The organism is Clostridium sp. CS1-1 (genome assembly GCF_056135525.1).
Genome location: NZ_CM148680.1, coordinates 787,738 through 807,296, shown reverse-complemented (window position 1 = coordinate 807,296; position 19,559 = coordinate 787,738). Strand labels below are relative to the sequence as shown.

At 35.8% G+C, this 19,559-nt stretch carries 10 protein-coding genes, 1 tRNA gene and 3 rRNA genes; 1 reads left to right on the top strand and 13 read right to left on the bottom strand.

Annotated elements, in window-relative coordinates; all coding sequences use genetic code 11:
* Positions 1 to 6 precede the first annotated feature (6 nt).
* Positions 7 to 681 (bottom strand): TorD/DmsD family molecular chaperone, encoded by a 675-nt coding sequence (locus AC0N0V_RS03610; RefSeq protein WP_474462162.1) that lies wholly within the window; start codon positions 679 to 681, stop codon positions 7 to 9.
* Between the two features lie 279 nt (positions 682 to 960).
* Here AC0N0V_RS03610 and AC0N0V_RS03605 point away from each other — a divergent pair, with 279 nt between their 5' ends.
* Positions 961 to 2,862 carry a cell wall-binding repeat-containing protein gene (locus tag AC0N0V_RS03605; protein WP_474462161.1) on the top strand — a complete coding sequence of 634 codons (1,902 nt, stop codon included), beginning with the start codon at positions 961 to 963 and terminating at the stop codon, positions 2,860 to 2,862.
* A gap of 169 nt (positions 2,863 to 3,031) precedes the next feature.
* Here AC0N0V_RS03605 and AC0N0V_RS03600 read toward each other — a convergent pair whose 3' ends face one another.
* The 12 genes from AC0N0V_RS03600 to AC0N0V_RS03545 all read right to left on the bottom strand — a co-directional run bounded on the left by AC0N0V_RS03600 (position 3,032) and on the right by AC0N0V_RS03545 (position 19,489).
* Entirely contained in the window at positions 3,032 to 3,649 is a 618-nt protein-coding gene (locus AC0N0V_RS03600) for a DNA-3-methyladenine glycosylase family protein (protein WP_474462160.1), read from the bottom strand.
* Complete coding sequence (locus AC0N0V_RS03595) at positions 3,636 to 4,103, bottom strand: methylated-DNA--[protein]-cysteine S-methyltransferase (protein WP_474462159.1); 468 nt, start codon at positions 4,101 to 4,103, stop codon at positions 3,636 to 3,638. The genes AC0N0V_RS03600 and AC0N0V_RS03595 overlap by 14 nt, the downstream gene beginning before the upstream one ends.
* A gap of 197 nt (positions 4,104 to 4,300) precedes the next feature.
* On the bottom strand, positions 4,301 to 5,491 hold the full coding sequence (locus tag AC0N0V_RS03590) for a cation diffusion facilitator family transporter (RefSeq protein ID WP_474462158.1): 1,191 nt from the start codon (positions 5,489 to 5,491) through the stop codon (positions 4,301 to 4,303).
* 396 nt (positions 5,492 to 5,887) lie between these two features.
* Positions 5,888 to 6,238 carry a PqqD family protein gene (locus AC0N0V_RS03585; protein WP_474462157.1) on the bottom strand — a complete coding sequence of 117 codons (351 nt, stop codon included), beginning with the start codon at positions 6,236 to 6,238 and terminating at the stop codon, positions 5,888 to 5,890.
* Positions 6,228 to 8,147 (bottom strand): OPT family oligopeptide transporter, encoded by a 1,920-nt coding sequence (locus AC0N0V_RS03580; RefSeq protein WP_474462155.1) that lies wholly within the window; start codon positions 8,145 to 8,147, stop codon positions 6,228 to 6,230. Before AC0N0V_RS03580 ends, AC0N0V_RS03585 begins: the two co-directional genes overlap by 11 nt.
* 586 nt (positions 8,148 to 8,733) lie before the next feature.
* Positions 8,734 to 8,850 (bottom strand): 5S ribosomal RNA (gene rrf / locus AC0N0V_RS03575).
* Positions 8,851 to 8,964: 114 nt separating this feature from the next.
* Positions 8,965 to 11,867: ribosomal RNA gene (locus tag AC0N0V_RS03570) — 23S ribosomal RNA — on the bottom strand.
* Positions 11,868 to 12,247: 380 nt separating this feature from the next.
* Positions 12,248 to 13,754, bottom strand: a 16S ribosomal RNA gene (locus tag AC0N0V_RS03565).
* The 16S, 23S and 5S rRNA genes sit together here with 1 tRNA gene alongside, the layout of an rRNA operon.
* A gap of 274 nt (positions 13,755 to 14,028) precedes the next feature.
* A tRNA-Met gene (locus AC0N0V_RS03560) sits at positions 14,029 to 14,104 on the bottom strand.
* A 666-nt stretch (positions 14,105 to 14,770) separates the two neighbouring features.
* On the bottom strand, positions 14,771 to 15,865 hold the full coding sequence (locus tag AC0N0V_RS03555; protein ID WP_474462154.1) for a DUF871 domain-containing protein: 1,095 nt from the start codon (positions 15,863 to 15,865) through the stop codon (positions 14,771 to 14,773).
* A gap of 25 nt (positions 15,866 to 15,890) precedes the next feature.
* On the bottom strand, positions 15,891 to 16,790 hold the full coding sequence (locus AC0N0V_RS03550) for a BadF/BadG/BcrA/BcrD ATPase family protein (protein ID WP_474462153.1): 900 nt from the start codon (positions 16,788 to 16,790) through the stop codon (positions 15,891 to 15,893).
* 26 nt (positions 16,791 to 16,816) lie between these two features.
* Complete coding sequence (locus tag AC0N0V_RS03545; protein ID WP_474462152.1) at positions 16,817 to 19,489, bottom strand: sigma-54-dependent transcriptional regulator; 2,673 nt, start codon at positions 19,487 to 19,489, stop codon at positions 16,817 to 16,819.
* Positions 19,490 to 19,559 lie beyond the last annotated feature (70 nt).

Sequence of the window (19,559 nt, the reverse complement as noted above, 5' to 3'; positions counted from 1 at the left end):
TCACCCCTAAAGTTTTATACTTTTTATAATTTCATTATCTAAATTCAAATATCCAATTAAAATTTTTGCCATTCCTTTGTAGAAATCAGTATTTGAATTATTAACTATATCTTCTGTAAACATATCACACCACTTTAAAAGGTGATTATTAAGAAAGCTATCTTGATCCTCTAAAATCTTTATACATCCTTCTTTGTTGGATTTTTCATAACTTTCTAATAATTTCTCGCTTAATTTACTCATAAAATCTAATTCTAACCCTATATGATCGTCTGGTTCGTATCCATGATTTTGAGAGATAAATGAATGTTCAACATACTGCATTCTTACTTCCATAGTTTGTTCTTGAAATAACAGTTTTTGTTCATTCAAATATGCAGACTCCCATGGCGGCGCTGGCAACTTATTGGGACCTATAAACATTCTTGTATAATCCCAGTGAAGATCCTCAAAGTCCTCATCAGATAAAATATCCTTTTCATTGAAAAAATTTTTTACATCGTTTACCCCTTTACTTATTGATTCCTTTTCTTCCTTAAAAGGTAAGTTATGTACTATATTTTCTTCCAAAATTAATTTTATTAAATCCTTTGTAGGCTCTGATAAGAATATACTTTTTAAAAAGTTGTAATAAAACGCCCTAATTTCTAGCAAAAACTTTAATTCATCATCTTTTTCCATAATATTCTCCATATATTATAAATCTATATTATTTGATATTTTTCTCACATTGATGATAGCACAATTTTAAATAATTTGTAAGCAAATTGAATAATCTATTATTTTTCCCAATAATAGAAACCTTATCTATAATAAATTTTTATAGATGAGGTTAAGCGAAAAATAGCCCCTTTCCTTTTATAATATTTTTTTATCTATAGGTAATTATAATATATAAGCTTCAATATTGAATTAAAGGCTTTATTAAAATCTATATATTTGTTTAAGGAAGGTATTTTTATGGCAAGGTTTAAAAAAGTTATAATTTATCTATTACCTGTTTTTTTAATATTTACAACAGTTTGGTCTTTAACCAGCACAGATGTTTCAACTACACCTAAAATAACTAGACTTTCGGGAGATGATCGTTATAAAACCAGTATAGAAATTTTAAATTCTAGTTGGAAGGAAACGCAAAATCTAGTATTAGCTAGCGGAGAAGATTTTCCCGATGCCTTATGCTCAGTTACTTTAGCTAAACAGCTAGATTCTCCTATTCTTCTAACATCAAAATCTGAAATAAGCGGAGAAATTATTAATAAGATCAAAGAATCAAAAATAGCAAATATATTTATAATTGGTGGAGAAGGCAGCGTTTCAAAAGCCGCTGAACATAGCTTAAGAAAACTACCAAATATAAATATTACCAGACTTAGTGGTGCCAATAGATATGAAACCTCTATAAATGCTGCAAATTATATAAGCTCTAATTTTAATATGGGAACTGAAATAGTGGTTACCTCTGGCCTTGGTTTTGCAGATGCATTATCCATTGCCCCTATAGCTGCAAGAAAAGCAATGCCTATTATATTATCACCAAAGGATGTAATTTCTGATACAACAAGGGCCTTTTTAACAGAGAAAAAAATTACTAAATCCTACATAGTAGGCGGTACTGGTGTTATCAGTAATGATCTATTAAGTAAATTTCCTGGAGCTGAAAGAATTTCAGGAGAGGATAGATATGAAACAAATATTAATGTTATAAACTATTTTACTGGACATGATTATACTAATGTCTACGCTGCTTCTGGTGAGAATTTTCCAGATGCATTATCTGGTGCAGCTGTTGCCGCTAAAAATTCCTCTTTTATTATCCTTACTCCCAAAACACCTGTAAATAAGACAAAAGACCTCTTTTACAGTATATCTAAATTAGATAATACTACAAAAAATATTGTTGTATTTGGAGGTACTGGCGTTGTTCCTGAGGAGACTATACAGAAACTATCTATAAGAGAAGAGGATTATCTTGGCAACTCAATTAATGGTAAAACCATATCTTATAATAATGGATATATTTACTATAAAAATCCACATGATAATTACGCTCTATATAGAATGAAGGAAAATGGTTCTTCAAACACAAAACTATCTAATGTCGCTTCAGTTGATGTTAATATTAGAGGTAATTCAATGTATTACCTTGTAGTTTTCGGTAATGAACATGGTATTTATAAATCAAATATCGATGGCACAAATAAAATAAAACTAACTAGTTCCGATACTCGTAATATGCAGTTAGATGGTGATTGGATTTATTATATCAAAAATATTCCTGACACAGGTGGTGGCGAACTGTGGAAAATTAAAGTAGATGGTACAAATGAAATGAAAATTTCTCTAAATTTAAAAGATCCTTACTCAATAGAAACTGGATATCCATTTTGTGTGAAGGATGGTTGGATATATGTGAATACTTATATTTTACCTAGTCCATTAAAGCCTCAATTTTCAATGATTAGTACTGACGGAAATGTAGTGAAAACAATAACTGAAAAATCTTTACCAAGGTTTCAACCAATAGGTGATTGGATTTTTTACTCTAATATAGAAGGTATTCATAAGATTAAAAAGGATGGTACAAAGGACACATTATTATTACCTGTTACCCGCAAAGATGGTGGCGTATACAGCTTAAATATCTATAATGACTATATATACTATACTGTTACTGAGTTTGGTGGAACTCCTGAAGAAATTGGATTATTCAAAGTAAAACTAGATGGCTCTGATAATACTAAGCTTACTGATCATGTTGCTAGATATTTATGGGTTGTTCCTGGTTGGATATATTTTGATACTGGTGGTGGTAGTCTAGTGCGAGTTAGGTTTGACGGAAGTGGCCTTGAGGAAATTTGACAGTATACTATGTTATTTTAACAACGTTGTCCAATAACTATATTAAGATACCTTAGGCTAAATAGAAAAATGCTATTTTAGAATCTATCCTACAAAGATTCTAAAATAGCATTAGTTTTATACTATATTTTTGAGAAAGGTTTTAATCTTTCATTCATATTTAACTTAATTATTCTGAAGATATTCTCCAAATATAGATGGATGCAACAGATCCGTAAGGTGAATATCTATTTTTATATTCATCAAATTGCTCTTTAGAAAGCTCGGAAAGTCCATATAACTTCATCATCCCTCTTCTAATTGCGATGTCACCAAAGCTTATAATGTTAGAGCGTTCCATTGAGTTTAGTAGAAGCATTTCCGCTGTCCATACTCCAATGCCTTTCAAGGATGAGAGCTGTTTTATTACCTCTTCATCTGATAAATTGTGAAGCTCCTCCAAATTTAAGTCACCTTTTAATATCGTATCTGCAATGCTCCTTATGTATTCTGCTTTTCGAGTTGTTATTCCGCATTGTTGTATTTGCTGTGTAGAAACTCTCGATATGTTCTGTGGTATAATTTCACCCAAACGCTCCTGCATCCTAATCCAGATGGTGTTAACAGCTTTTACAGATATTTGTTGTCCTATGATTGCATAAATTAATGCTGGAAATAAGTCAGGTATGATAACACGTTCCACTCTGCCAAGCCTATCTATAGCTTCTCCCAGTATTTTATCTACTTTCTTTAAATAAGTAATTTCCTTTGTACCATATTGAAATAACTTGGTTTTAACTGTCTGCATTTTGTTTTTCCATTTCTAAAAGTTTTTCTTTTACTTTCAAACCACCTGCATAACCAACTAAATCACCATTAGAGCCAATGACACGATGGCAAGGGATAAAAATAAGTATTGGATTCTTATTATTTGCCATACCTACTGCACGTGAAGCTTTTATATTACCGATATTTTTTGCTATATCTTTATAACTGTAGGTTTCGCCATAAGGAATTTGTTGCAATGAATCCCATACTCTTTGTTGAAATTCTGTGCCTTGTGGTGCAAGTGGCAAATCAAATACCTTCCTTTTTCCAGTAATATATTCCTGAAGCTGTTCATTAGCTTTTTTCAGCAAAGAAGTTTCAATCATGTTTATATCTTGAGAAGAAACTTCTCCAAAGTACAACTGTGTAATAGCCTCACCATTTTCAATAATTACTATTTTGCCGATTTTTGTTTCATAGTAAAATCCATTCATATTGTTATCTCCTCCATATTTATGGTTCCTTTGCAATTACATTTTACTATATTTATTTAATTCTTTCTTCCGAAATATAACTTTGTAATTCAAATAAAAAAAGAAAATGAAGCAAATTTACTGCTTTATTTTCTTCTTTGATATTTTTATTTTCTACCTTAGTGTTTTACTCCTTTGTGAAGACTTGCACAAATTTGCTATGGGTGTATACCTAAATAATCCTTATCTACAGTTATAATTGCATTATGATTTGGATGTAGCTTTTTCAGCTGAGAATTTATATCCTTTTGTAATTTAAGCTCCTCCTCTTTTGTAAGCACATGATCGACATCAATTACAACGTCAAAAATCATATTTTTGTTTTCTCCTTCGCCTACTACCCTAAAGTCATGAAAGGATTTCACTATAGGAACATTCTTGAGTGCCTCCATGAGCTCATCTTTAGCATTTAATATCTCCTTATTATCTGTAGTAATAGGATCCATATGTATTACTAAGTAAATATCAAGAGCAGCAGATATTTCTTTTTCTGCTCTATCTATAATTTCGTGAATTTTAACTATTGATATATTTAGAGGAACTTCAGCATGAATAGATGCAATAATTCTTCCAGGACCATAGTTATGCACTAGTAAATCATGAACTCCATCTATGTATTCATAATTTAAAAGCATTTTTTGAATATCTTCTACAAGTTCCTTATCCGGTGCAGAACCAAGTAGAGGATCTAAAGTATCCTTTATTAAGTTATATCCAGCATAAAGAATAACAGCGGAGACAACCATACCTATATATCCATCTATAGGAAATGTCGTAAATTTGGAAAGCAAAAGAGAAAATACCACCGTTGCTGAAGAAACTACATCGCTAAGAGCATCCACGCCAGAAGCCTGAAGTGCAGATGAGTTTATTTTGCCTCCTACGTTTTTATAAAATCTACTAAGCCATACTTTAAATAATATTGAAATCAATAATAGGATAAATGGCACAAGAGAAAATTCTACAGAGGTAGGATTTTTAATTCTATCATAGGAACTTTTTACAAACTCAAAGCCAACTAACAAAACTAAAAAGGCTACTATTAGCCCAGAAATATATTCAATTCTGCCATGTCCAAAAGGATGTTCTTTATCCGCAGGTTTACTAGATAACTTAAAACCAAAAATAGTTACAAGAGATGAGCCTACATCTGAGAGGTTATTAAAGGCGTCCGCAGTAACAGCTATACTATTTACAACCATTCCTATAGTAAATTTAATAGCAAAGAGAAATATATTTATTAACATACCTACTATGCCACCAAGGTATCCATATCTTTCTCTTACTTTTTTATTTTTAACATTCGAGTAGTCTCTTACAAACTTTTTTATTAAGAAATTTGAAACCATTATTTCACCTCATTTAAAGACCATTATTTATTATATGCAAACACTAATATATATCTTACCACAATGTAACATTCGTTATAAAGGAAATTTCTACAATTAAATTACTCATTATGGTTATACCTACACTAACATTAACAGGTTTAGTAATTAAAATTTTAGCATAATTGTGATATGATAACCGACGTGTAAAAACCACCGAGTACTAAACCCGGCGGTTTCATATTATTAATCTAGCAACAAATTAATTTTCAAATCCATATTAGATTGCTAACTAACAGTAATTTTGTTTTTTTATCCAAGTAGCACTAAGCTCTTGTCTAGTCATGCCTAGCATATCGAACTTTCTAATAAAAAAAGATGGCAACTATCAACTATGATATAGTGCCATCTTTTGTATTAGAAATTTACTTTTTCTACGTATTGACAATTAACGTTGATATGGTTTAAGAATAACAATAATCTTTCATAAAGTGGGTGAGCTTTATCACCATACTTTACTTCTAGATTTTCTCCGATATCTTTTACAGTCTTCTTGCCATCTATTTGTAAAAACACGAAACTTCCATATTCATCCAGAGAAACTTTTTTATATTCTGGAATTCTGAATTTAAGTTTTCTAAAGAACTTTTGGACTTTATGATCTTGTTTTTCAAGTATAGTCACAATATCGTCTTTATCTACTTCATATTCTAAAGTATCAGAGATTTTAAATACAATATTTAAAACGTCTTCGTTATTATTTAGCATCTTTTACCTTACTATTTAATATAGGTATTGCAACAGCAACTACTAGAGCTATTAATAGTATAAATGCCATTCCATTAGTAGCAGCAAATCCACTTGGACCTTCTCCATTTATAACTTTAAATACTTGAAGTATTATACCAACAAGTCCTATTATAGAACCACCGGCAACAAGTCCTGAAGATAAGCTTATACCGTTAGAAACCTTAACTTCTTTATCTTGCTCAGACTTAGCCGCTCTTTCAACGAATACGCGAACTAATGCACCTACTAATATTATAGAAGTTGTTGATATTGGTAGGTAGAATCCTATGGCAATTGTCATTATAGGAAGGTTTAATAAAAATAAAACTATTCCCATAACAACACCAACGATTATCATAACCCAAGGTAGTTTACCTGACATAATACCAGCAGTTAATGTTGACATTAAGTTAGCTTGAGGCAATGCAAATGGAACGTTATCGCCAGTCATAGCAAGTTGGTTAGAAAGTAATAATATAGTACCAACAACTACTGTAACACCAACTACACCAGCTATAGCGAAGTATTTTTGCATTTCGCTCTTGTTTCCACCGATTATGAAAGTAACCTTTTGTGATTGACAATAACCACCTGCTACAGATATAGCAGTAACTATAAATGTACCAAATAAAAGTAATGATTTGTTGCTTTGAGGGTTTTTCCATCCCATTACAACGAATAATAATGTTACAAGAACTATAGAAGCTATAGTCATACCTGATACAGGAAGGTTTGAAGTTCCTATAGTACCAGTTAATCTACCAGAAACTATAACAAATAGTAGTGATAAGAATAATGATAAAATAGAAGCAGCTATTGCCATTACTATGTTACCACCTGATGCTAGGAATCCACCTATAAAACCTACTACTACACCACCAAGTAATATTACGTTTCCAGCAGATGAACTCTCACCACTAGCTGAAGACTTAGCATTAAGAGTTTCTTTTATAGAAGATACTATAGTAGGTATAAGCTTTATAGCACCTATTAAACCACCAGAAAGCATCATACCAGCACCGATATATTTTACATAACTTCCAGCTATATGCTTAACTTGCATAGCGTTTATAGCAACATCAGGATTATTCCATACTGATGCACCTTCTTTTCCAAGAGCAGAGAAGTAACCTATTAAAGGCATAATACCAAAGTTAGATAATATAGAACCAGCAAACATAGTTAAAGAAACATCTAAACCAACTATGAATCCTATACCTAATAATAGAGGGTTAACTTCGACTTCTAGTTTCCATTTGTAGAAGGTTTCGTTTACATAGCTTATAACGTTATTAGTTACATTTAAAAAAGAACCAGTTATAACAGTTATAACACCACTTATTCCAAAACCAATTCCCATGTACTTCATTGAATCTCCAGCACCTTCTGAAGCAACAAGTGTTTCAGATATAGCCATTGACTCAGGGTACATTAATTTACCGTGTTCTTCAACCATTAAATAATTGTGCACAAGAGAAGCTATTCCTATACCGAATAAAACTCCACCTACACCAACTGCAAAACCTTCTAAGAAAGAAACTTTTGCACCTATTAAAAGAATTGCAGGTAAAACGAATATAATACCACTTGCAACTGATTCTCCACCACTTGCCATACCTTGAACTAAGTTTTTGCCTAGAATACCTTTTTGTTTGGCAAATGCAGCTATAAATGCAGAACCTATTATAGAACCAGGTATACCAGCCGCAACTGTAAGTCCTGATTTCATACCTGAATAGGCAGTAGATGCTGCGAATAAAACAGCTAAAATAATACCAATTATTAATACGGCAACGTTTCCACCAGACTTAGAACCACTGGAAATGTAAGGAACATAATCTTTACCAGCTACGCCACCATATGCATCTTTAGATAACTTTTTATCCATAAGACGTACCTCCTTTTATATTTTACAAGTTATATTTTACGAGTATTATTATAACATAATTATTGCAAAAAATAGATTTTTGTAATTTTACAAATAACAGATTTAATTCATTGATTAAACCTCAATGATGAGAAAATTTCAAAAGTGCTGCTAATTTAAATTATATAGTCTTCGTTTAATCTTCTTTTTCTAATACAGATATTTATTCATAATGTTTTCCTTTAATCTTAACATCTGCATTTCAAGTTATACTTTCTACGTTCACTGCCCTATAAAATTAGAATACCGTTCTATTCAAAAATCTGAATAGAGTGATATTCTAATTTCTCGTTTCTTAATTTTGTATGACTAAATAACTTCTCTTTCAGCAAATTTAAAGAAACTTACATAAGCTTCAATATATTCTCTTCCGGCTTTAACATCATTAACATCAAATTTCAAAATATCCATTTCTGTCCCTTCATTCTTAACTCTTCTTAAAATAGCCTTTACCCTTGCTACAATTTCCCCTGGTGAAAAAGATAACAGAAAATATATAATGACAAAAAGACACTAAGTATTTAAACTTAGTGTCTTTTTATCGTTAACCTAGCAGCGACCTACTCTTCCACACAGTCTCCCGTGCAGTACCATCGGCACTGTGAAGCTTAACCATCGTGTTCGGAATGGGAACGGGTGTAGCCTTCACGTCATAACCACTAGATGTTGATTTGTCAAAATCTCCGATTTTGGTAACAAATCAATACTCCTCAGCTCCGCTGAGTGAGTTTCATTTTGTTTGAAAGAATTATTCTCTCAAAATTGCACAGTGATGTTTTAGGTCAAGCCCTCGACCTATTAGTATCAGTCAGCTGAACATGTTACCATGCTTACACCTCTGACCTATCAACCTTGTGTTCTTCAAGGGGTCTTACTAGCTTACGCTATGGGAAATCTTATCTTGAGGTGGGCTTCACGCTTAGATGCTTTCAGCGTTTATCCCGTCCCGACATAGCTACCCAGCTGTGCTCCTGGCGGAACAACTGGTGCACCAGAGGTCAGTCCATCCCGGTCCTCTCGTACTAAGGACAGCTCCTCTCAAATTTCCTACGCCCGCGACGGATAGGGACCGAACTGTCTCACGACGTTCTGAACCCAGCTCGCGTGCCGCTTTAATGGGCGAACAGCCCAACCCTTGGGACCTACTTCAGCCCCAGGATGCGACGAGCCGACATCGAGGTGCCAAACCTCCCCGTCGATGTGGACTCTTGGGGGAGATCAGCCTGTTATCCCCGAGGTAGCTTTTATCCGTTGAGCGATGGCCCTCCCACGAGGTACCACCGGATCACTAAGCCCGACTTTCGTCCCTGCTCCACTTGTTTGTGTCGCAGTCAGGCTCCCTTCTGCCTTTGCACTCTACGAACGATTTCCAACCGTTCTGAGGGAACCTTTGGGCGCCTCCGTTACTTTTTAGGAGGCGACCGCCCCAGTCAAACTGCCCACCTAACAATGTCCCGTGACCAGATTCATGGCCGCCGGTTAGAATCCCAGTACTGTCAGGGTGGTATCCCAAGGACGACTCCACAAAGGCTGACGCCTCTGCTTCGCAGTCTCCCACCTATCCTGTACAGACAATACCGAGACTCAATGCTAAGCTGCAGTAAAGCTCTACGGGGTCTTTCCGTCCAATCGCGGGTAGCGAGCATCTTCACTCGCAATACAATTTCGCCGGATTTGTTGTCGAGACAGTGCCCAAGTCATTACGCCATTCGTGCGGGTCGGAACTTACCCGACAAGGAATTTCGCTACCTTAGGACCGTTATAGTTACGGCCGCCGTTTACTGGGGCTTAAGTTCACACCTTCGCTTGCGCTAAGTGTTCCCCTTAACCTTCCAGCACCGGGCAGGCGTCAGCCCCTATACATCAGCTTTCGCTTTAGCAGAGACCTGTGTTTTTGCTAAACAGTTGCTTGGGCCTATTCTCTGCGACCACCTTGCGGTGGCACCCCTTCTCCCGAAGTTACGGGGTCAATTTGCCGAGTTCCTTGACAACAATTCTTCCGCTGGTCTTAGGATTCTCTCCTCACCTACCTGTGTCGGTTTGCGGTACGGGCACCAGTTCACTCCATAGAGACTTTTCTTGGCAGCGTGGAATCAGATACTTCGCCCAAAAGGGCTCCCCGTAACACCTCAGCATTGACTAGACGGATTTGCCTATCTAGTCTGCCTAAGTGCTTAGACGCACATCCAATAGTGCGCACATCTTATCCTCCTGCGTCATCCCATTTGTAATAACGCAAACTGGTGGTATCGGAATATCAACCGATTGTCCATCACCTACGCCTTTCGGCCTCGGCTTAGGTCCCGACTAACCCTGAGCGGACGAGCCTTCCTCAGGAAACCTTAGGTTTTCGACCAATAAGATTCTCACTTATTTCTCGCTACTTATGCCAGCATACTCACTCCTGTACAGTCCACCGCTCCTTACGGTACGACTTCAACCCATACAGGAAGCTCCTCTACCACTGATACTTACGTATCAATCCATAGCTTCGGTGGTAAGTTTTAGCCCCGAACATCTTCGGCGCAGGATCTCTCGACTAGTGAGCTATTACGCACTCTTTAAATGAGTGGCTGCTTCTAAGCCAACATCCTAGTTGTCTTGGAAATCCCACATCCTTTTCCACTTAACTTACACTTTGGGACCTTAGCTGATGGTCTGGGCTGTTTCCCTTTTGACCACGGATCTTATCATTCGTAGTCTGACTGCTTTGATTCAAGTATATGGCATTCGGAGTTTGATAGGGTTCAGTAACTGTTGTCAGCCCCTAGCCCATTCAGTGCTCTACCTCCACTACTCATTCAAAACGCTAGCCCTAAAGCTATTTCGAGGAGAACCAGCTATCTCCGAGTTCGATTGGAATTTCTCCGCTATCCACAGCTCATCCCATGGTTTTTCAACACCAATGTGGTTCGGTCCTCCACGGAATTTTACTTCCGCTTCAACCTGTCCATGGATAGGTCACCCGGTTTCGGGTCTACGACATGCAACTTTTTGCCCTATTCAGACTCGGTTTCCCTTCGGCTGCGTATCTTAAATACTTAACCTTGCTACACATCGTAACTCGCTGGCTCGTTCTACAAAAAGCACGTCGTCGCAGGTAAAACTGCTTCGACTGATTGTGGACACACGGTTTCAGGTTCTATTTCACTCCCCTTCCGGGGTTCTTTTCACCTTTCCCTCACGGTACTGCTTCACTATCGGTCACCAGTTAGTATTTAGCCTTGGGAGGTGGTCCTCCCTGCTTCCCACAAGGTTTCACGTGTCTCGTGGTACTCTGGATCAGATCTAGAAGTTTTCATTTTCATCTACAGGGCTGTTACCTTCTATGGCGGAGCCTTCCAGCTCTCTTCAATTAATTCCTACTTCCTTTTATGATCTGTCCGCAACCCCAGGAACAAGTTCCTGGTTTGGGCTCTTTCCCTTTCGCTCGCCGCTACTTAGGAAATCGATTTTTCTTTCTCTTCCTCCGGGTACTTAGATGTTTCAGTTCCCCGGGTCTACCTCTATAAACCTATGAATTCAGTTTACAGTACATAGCGTTAGCTATGTGGGTTGCCCCATTCGGAAATCTCCGGATCGCAGGCTATTTGCGCCTACCCGAAGCTTATCGCAGCTTATCGCGTCCTTCATCGGCTACTGGTGCCAAGGCATTCACCATGCGCCCTTTGTAGCTTGACCTATACCGAAAATTGCTATTAACTTCGCATCTCTTCGTCAAGTCTTTCGCTGCGGTGCTCATTTACCAGTCAGTAAACTCTGCTCCTCGCTCAAGCCTTTCCTAGAACTGCTCGTTACTATCAATTTTCTACTTTTAGTTATAATCTACAAAGGTTTATCTATTTTATAATTTCTTATAAATAGTCTATACCTTTAGCTTTATTAATTATGTTAAATAACTTTCATTATTTAACGCTTATCACTGTGCAATTTTCAAAGAACATTTTGCTACCACCTTAGTGTTAGCTTTATTTGAGGTTTTAATCCCTCAAAATTAAACAGAGTGTAAACCAGAATTCCAATGTAACTAAAAACCTAAGCTTCTAGTTATTATTCCTTAGAAAGGAGGTGATCCAGCCGCAGGTTCTCCTACGGCTACCTTGTTACGACTTCACCCCAATCACTGACCCCACCTTCGGCCGCTGGCTCCTTACGGTTACCTCACGGACTTCGGGTGTTGCCAGCTCTCATGGTGTGACGGGCGGTGTGTACAAGGCCCGGGAACGTATTCACCGCGACATTCTGATTCGCGATTACTAGCAACTCCAGCTTCATGTAGGCGAGTTTCAGCCTACAATCCGAACTGGGATGAGTTTTTTAGTTTGGCTCCCCCTCGCGGGTTTGCATCTAATTGTACTCACCATTGTAGCACGTGTGTAGCCCTGGACATAAGGGGCATGATGATTTGACGTCATCCCCACCTTCCTCCCGGTTAACCCGGGCAGTCTCACTAGAGTGCTCAACTTAATGGTAGCAACTAATGATAAGGGTTGCGCTCGTTGCAGGACTTAACCTAACATCTCACGACACGAGCTGACGACAACCATGCACCACCTGTCTCCCTGCCCCGAAGGGCTTCCTCCATTACGAGTAATTCAGGGGATGTCAAGTCCAGGTAAGGTTCTTCGCGTTGCTTCGAATTAAACCACATGCTCCGCTGCTTGTGCGGGCCCCCGTCAATTCCTTTGAGTTTTAATCTTGCGATCGTACTTCCCAGGCGGAGTACTTATTGTGTTAACTGCGGCACAGAGGGTTGGACCCCCCTACACCTAGTACTCATCGTTTACGGCGTGGACTACCAGGGTATCTAATCCTGTTTGCTACCCACGCTTTCATGCCTCAGCGTCAGTTATGGTCCAGAGAATCGCCTTCGCCACTGGTGTTCTTCCTAATCTCTACGCATTTCACCGCTACACTAGGAATTCCATTCTCCTCTCCCACACTCTAGATATCCAGTTTGAAATGCAGCTCCCAAGTTAAGCCCGGGAATTTCACATCTCACTTAAATATCCGCCTACGCATCCTTTACGCCCAGTAAATCCGGACAACGCTTGCCACCTACGTATTACCGCGGCTGCTGGCACGTAGTTAGCCGTGGCTTCCTCCTTGGGTACCGTCATTATCGTCCCCAAAGACAGAGCTTTACAACCCGAAGGCCTTCATCACTCACGCGGCGTTGCTGCATCAGGCTTTCGCCCATTGTGCAATATTCCCCACTGCTGCCTCCCGTAGGAGTCTGGACCGTATCTCAGTTCCAATGTGGCCGATCACCCTCTCAGGTCGGCTACGCATCGTCGCCTTGGTGAGCATTTACCTCACCAACTAGCTAATGCGCCGCGGGTCCATCTCAAAGCGGATTACTCCTTTAATTAGTTCTTCATGCGAAAAACTAATGTTATGCGGTATTAATCTCCCTTTCGGGAGGCTATCCCCCTCTTTGAGGCAGGTTACCCACGTGTTACTCACCCGTCCGCCGCTAATCCACCCCGAAGGGTTTCATCGCTCGACTTGCATGTGTTAGGCACGCCGCCAGCGTTCGTCCTGAGCCAGGATCAAACTCTCAATTTAAAAGTTTGCTTACTCATTACTGTTTTGTTACTTTAAAGTAACTCAAAGAATTGCTGGTTTATTTTAAAAACAAGTTTTATCTTGTGTTTCACTCTGTTTAATTTTCAAGGATCATGTCGATTTAACTCGACTGCTTGTATATCTTATCATGTTTTCTTCAACTCGTCAACTAGTAATTTATACTTAATTATCTATAACATCACACATTATAATGTGGTGTCGTTGACAGCTTTTATATAATATCATACAACTTTAATCATTGTCAATATTATTTTGGTTGCGGGAGCAGGACTTGAACCTACGACCTTCGGGTTATGAGCCCGACGAGCTACCAACTGCTCCATCCCGCGATATTATATTGAACAACTATCTTTCTGTGTTTGTCACTCATCAAGCGACAAGGAATATCTTATCATCTTCAACATTGTTAAATATGGCATACTTACACCTTAAGAATAAGTTAAATAACATATCCTCCAGTATACTCTTAATACCTTCATATTTAATGTATAGATACACCTGATTGAGTTTACTGGTTTTAACTTTAATAATAAAATACTTTATATTAAAATAAATCAATCCTATAAGCTGTTTTTTATTTTGTTATTTATGTAGACATTAGAATTCGCTATCCAGGTACGTATCCGATCTTTACTCTTCATTGGAGAAAAGCAGATATCTCAAATCTCCGATTTGATGATAGTCGCTTTCACACCGTGCAAGCAGATATTCCAAATCTCATATTTTGTGTGAATCACTTTCACAGAGTGCGTGGGAGTGTTAGAGCGGGAGTAATCGGAGAAATATAAAATCACCCTGAATTTATAAAATATACAGAGCGATTAATTATCCCCAATTGTTGCTTTCATACTGTATCGTATATCTTTTATGCTATCTAAAGCCTTTTAAATATAGTCTGTGCACTTTTCTAACGAATTCTTAACACCTTTCTTGGTTGAACCAATTTTTTATCATTTCCACTATATTAACACTATCTACATTTCTAACATTAGTATTTATTTTCTCTTACTTAATGTAAACCTGAACTTCTGCCACCCTTCAATATAATCAATAAGAAACTGTTCTTCCTCTACAATCTTTCCTACTACATTTGTTTTTCCTGAGTTCACCATATCCTTTAGTGCTATTTGAAGTTCTCCTGCGTAGTGCCCATATAATGATGTATCTATTAAAATATCTCCTCTTTTTATATCTGGTGTATTAAATGGTACAAATTTATGTTCTTTATATTTAACTCTACTTTGAGTTGATCTTACAAGATATTCTGAAAGATCTCCTCTATTAAAATGTAGTTCATCTAGTACAATTTTTCTTTCAATTTCTGAAATTCCCTCTACAAGCTCTACATTTAATGTAAGTATATACTTATCAATTTCACTTAGATTCTTAAGTTCTTCTTCTGAAGCAAAGGCATTTGCTATTATAACATCATTAATAAAATTTGTAACAAATAGATGTTTTGCCTGTGGTACTATGGGCATTTCCCTATGCATCTCTAAAGTGCATAAACCCTCATTTACAGGCCACGGTCCAAAATTTGCAATATTTGAGGATATAAATGCAGCAGTTCTTATACCTAAGTCTTTAAACTGCTTGCTACACTTTATAAAGTGCTCATAACTTAAACCTGTGTATCTGTGAGGGTAGAAATTGTGACATCCTAAAATCTTATCTAGATCAGGTTTATAGCTCATTATATTTTCTATATATTTTGTTCCATTACTCATGTTAAGTTCTATAAATAGTCCCTCTGTATTAAAAGTCATTATGGACTCTTCCAAACCTGAAAATCCCATATCAAGTCTTATTCCATAGGCTCCTATTTCCTTAAAAAAACTCAAATCGCTGTAGCTTATATTAAGCTCTCCAAAAACCCTTGGACTTACATCTACTATAACTTCCATACCTTTTTCATTAGCAAAGGCTATAGTTTCTTTAAATTCTTTTAGAATCTTTTCCTTATCTCCCTCTACAGATAAAAGGCAAGTAAATATTCTTTTGAAACCATATTTACTTGCAAGTTCTATATACTTCAAGTTATCCTCTATATTTGCATGCATTGGGTAAACCGAAATACCTAATCTTTTCATAATTTCTCCCTTCTATGACGTGATGTTACACTCCCCACTTTTGTGCTGCTAAATAATATGCACCTTTACAGGAAGAAATATCTTCATCTATAATTTCTACATCTTTAATGACACTTGCTAAATGAGAATTAAAAGCTTCTCTCACGAATTTAATTTTTGTTATAATACTTCCCTTTAATGCAATTTTAACTTTTCCATCACATTTAAGCTTTCTAGCTACATTCTCTGTCATCAATGCGATTTGTTCTCCTGCCTCTTTGAGGATTTTCAAAGCATTATCCTCTTCTTGTTCTGCTAGTTTAACTATCAATGGAGTAATAGAAGCAATTTCATTTTTTGTATTATTGTAAATTATTCCTTTTATATCATTTATTTTCTCTAAATTCAATTCTTTTAAAATTGAATTTGTTAACCTGCTTTTTTTAACTCCAAACTCTTCCTCATATATCATTCTTTTATACGCATTTATAGCTATATAATAACCACTTCCTTCATCTCCTAAAAGATGTCCCCAGCCACCTGATATTGCTTTTCTTTGTTGTAAAATACCTAAGCTTATCGATCCAGTGCCAGCAATAGTTAAAATTCCTTCTTCTCCTTTAAGTAATGCATAAAGAGCCAACTCAGCATCATTATAAATCTCAATATATGTGTTAAATTTATTTTTCACTGCATCCTCTAATGTTTTTCTATTCTCTCCTGATTCTATACCGGCAAGTCCTAAATAAATTCCCATAAGTTCATGTTCTCTTAATGCCTCAATACAGATACTTATGGCTTCAATAATATTATTTACAGCTACCTCCTTGTTCATTACCAAGTTTCCATATCCCGTAGTTATATTGTGCAGTTCTTTTCCTTCAAAGCTATAAGCTACCGCTTCCGTCTTGGTACCGCCACCATCTACACCTATTACATATTTCATTTGATCCTCCCTATTAAATACAAATACTATATATTTATCAATATTTCTATGATATTAGCTAGTTCGCCCTCTGGTATTTTAATTTCTAACTCTTTTTCTATATCTTCAATTCCGATTTTCAAATCATCAAATAAATCATTATATCTAGCTAAAATTAGAGATAAGTTTTTGCAATCTCTAGTTTCTTCCTTGTTTATTAGTTTTTCTAAAAGGCACCCAAAATGCATTAAAAGTCCCATAAGCTTATCTTCATCAACATGAATTCCATAAAAATACTTCATATTTGAAATAATTTCTATAAATCTTTTTACTATAAAATCACAATTCCTTATATTAAGATGGTCTCTATAAACATCATTTATAATATTCAACATATTTTCATCATTAGCCTTTTCTTCGAAGTCTTCTCCAATGTATTCTTTAAAAAATCTGTCCATCGGAATATACTTTATGCCTTCAAGCTGTGGGTCAAAGGCACTTATAATATATTCGATGATATTGTTTTTCCTTATATTTTCAATGGCATTATTAAATTCTTCTCTATCTTTAATACTAAGGTTTATTATTTCATATTGATCTTTTCCAAACTTGCTGGAGGCAAACTCCTTTAGTTTTAGAGCGGTTCCTTCACCTGTTGAACAAGCAGTAACTATTACTTTTTTATTCCTCCTAACTTGTTTTTCTATGAAATCGCCTAAATATCTACTTTCTCCCCTTGCACATTTAACTATTTCGTTAACATTTTCATATAGTATCGCCTTTCTGGCTGCCTCTATTACTGTTGCAGTTGTAATCATGTCTATAGTTTCAACATTTATTCCTGTATTTTCTTTTATAATTTTTCCAAAGAATTTTAATGACCCCATATCTACTAAAATTACAGTTCCTCTTCCTTCATCTTTTTCTTTAACTAATTGCTGAATTTTAAGTAATGCTTCCTCCGGTTTCATAGATAAGGGCATATTAAAACCTACTACATGATTAGTATTAAGCAGCTGATTTGCAACCTCCGCCATTGAAGTAGCTGTCGCATTACCATGCATAACAACTATTACCGCCACCTTGCTCTTTGTTTTTTTGGTGTCTGCTGCAAAAAACATTGTTATAAAGCCAATTTCTCCTATTGGTATGGTAATTTCGTATTTTTCCTCCAGTTTATACGCCAAGTTTAAGGCTAATTTAAATTCTTTTGGATATTTTTTTCTAATCTCATCTATTTTAGTGTTTTCAACACTTCTATTTTCTTTTATTCTAGCTAGGAAGGTATCAATATGCACCAAAAGCCCTAAAAATATGTTTTTGGGTATCTTCTTCCTAAGTTTATATTCCGCTAGATGCATAAAGCTTTTTAAAAATTCATATAGTTCATTGTTTACTATTCTTTTTATATCATCATTGTCATTTTCTTCTCTGATATTAAGGATATAAGTATTAATAAACCCCTCTACATCACTAATAAGTTTGTTTTTTATTTCTTCCTTTTCTAATCCCTTTTCAGCTAGTAATTTACTCCTCTTTTCTATGAATTCATATATATTATGCGAAACACTATATTTATCTTCTAAATCGTAGTTAGTATCAACCTTCACTTCATCATTAAAAGCTAAGTTGAATTCCCTTGCATTTATTTTTTTTGAGGCTAAAAGTCCACCTTTAACTTCATGCGAAAAATCTTCAACCTTGATTTTAATATCTCCTTCATTAAACATACTTCTTAAGAATGCCTTAGCAGATGCTATTTGTATGTCACTTTTTAGTTGTCCTATATTATTTAAACAGTCATAATTTAATAATGCAGTAAACACATCTTCTTCAATGTTGATTTTCTTAGAAATCCTCTTAGATTCATCCTTAAAAAAACTTTGTATTAATTCCAATCGTTCCTTACTAGTTCTTTCTCTTAAAGCAGGAAGGGTTATAGTAACTGGAATTCTTCTTGTAAATGTCTTTAAAAGTGTGGACCCTATATTCTCTGTAGTAGCACTTATAATCATTACATCAATATTTATTTCCTCTGTTCCTCCTAGAGGCATGTACTTTCCTTCATCTATCAATGTAAAAAGTATTTCTTGACCTTCCGGGGGAAGCCTATGAACCTCATCTAAAAATAATATTCCATTTCTTCCTTTTTCAATAATCCCCTCTCTATCTTCAGTAGCTCCTGTATAAGTACCTTTCTTTACTCCAAACAAATGAGATATTAATAGTTGAGGGTTATTTGCATAATCAGCACAGTTAAAAACTGCAAATCTATCATTTTCTATTACTCTTCCAGTTTCTAGTGAATATTTAAACATACATTTAGCAAAGTATGATTTTCCTACTCCAGTCTCACCAACTATAAGAGTATGAAGGCCATGCGGTGGATATACTATTGCAGCTTTAGCCAATGCTATTTGATTCTTTAAGCTTCCGTCTTTTCCTATTATAGTATCAAAGATAGAAGCAGCATCTCTCTTTTCCTCATATATATGATCTTTTTTAACAATATCAACATAGTAAAATACAGGTTTTCCCTTTTTCTTTTTTACACTTCCTATACCAACTAATTTATTAAGTTCTCTAGATACATTAGCTCTTTGCATATTTAAGTAAGAAGCTAATTTTTCTGTGCTTATCCCAAGAATCATAGATTCGTTTTTAAGCTGTTCCCTACAGATTTTTTTTAGTGCTTCATATACTACTATTTCATTCTTCATTTCATATAACCGCCTTATTTATATTGCTCTATATAAATAATACAGTGGATTATTTATAACTATCAATCAA

What these genes read in the sequence shown, in the direction of transcription:
- AC0N0V_RS03610 (WP_474462162.1), bottom strand. Translation starts at nt 681, where the DNA reads ATGGAAAAAGATGATGAATTAAAGTTTTTGCTAGAAATTAGGGCGTTT.
- AC0N0V_RS03605 (WP_474462161.1), top strand. Translation starts at nt 961, where the DNA reads ATGGCAAGGTTTAAAAAAGTTATAATTTATCTATTACCTGTTTTTTTA.
- AC0N0V_RS03600 (WP_474462160.1), bottom strand. Translation starts at nt 3,649, where the DNA reads ATGCAGACAGTTAAAACCAAGTTATTTCAATATGGTACAAAGGAAATT.
- AC0N0V_RS03595 (WP_474462159.1), bottom strand. Translation starts at nt 4,103, where the DNA reads ATGAATGGATTTTACTATGAAACAAAAATCGGCAAAATAGTAATTATT.
- AC0N0V_RS03590 (WP_474462158.1), bottom strand. Translation starts at nt 5,491, where the DNA reads ATGGTTTCAAATTTCTTAATAAAAAAGTTTGTAAGAGACTACTCGAAT.
- AC0N0V_RS03585 (WP_474462157.1), bottom strand. Translation starts at nt 6,238, where the DNA reads ATGCTAAATAATAACGAAGACGTTTTAAATATTGTATTTAAAATCTCT.
- AC0N0V_RS03580 (WP_474462155.1), bottom strand. Translation starts at nt 8,147, where the DNA reads ATGGATAAAAAGTTATCTAAAGATGCATATGGTGGCGTAGCTGGTAAA.
- AC0N0V_RS03555 (WP_474462154.1), bottom strand. Translation starts at nt 15,865, where the DNA reads ATGAAAAGATTAGGTATTTCGGTTTACCCAATGCATGCAAATATAGAG.
- AC0N0V_RS03550 (WP_474462153.1), bottom strand. Translation starts at nt 16,790, where the DNA reads ATGAAATATGTAATAGGTGTAGATGGTGGCGGTACCAAGACGGAAGCG.
- AC0N0V_RS03545 (WP_474462152.1), bottom strand. Translation starts at nt 19,489, where the DNA reads ATGAAGAATGAAATAGTAGTATATGAAGCACTAAAAAAAATCTGTAGG.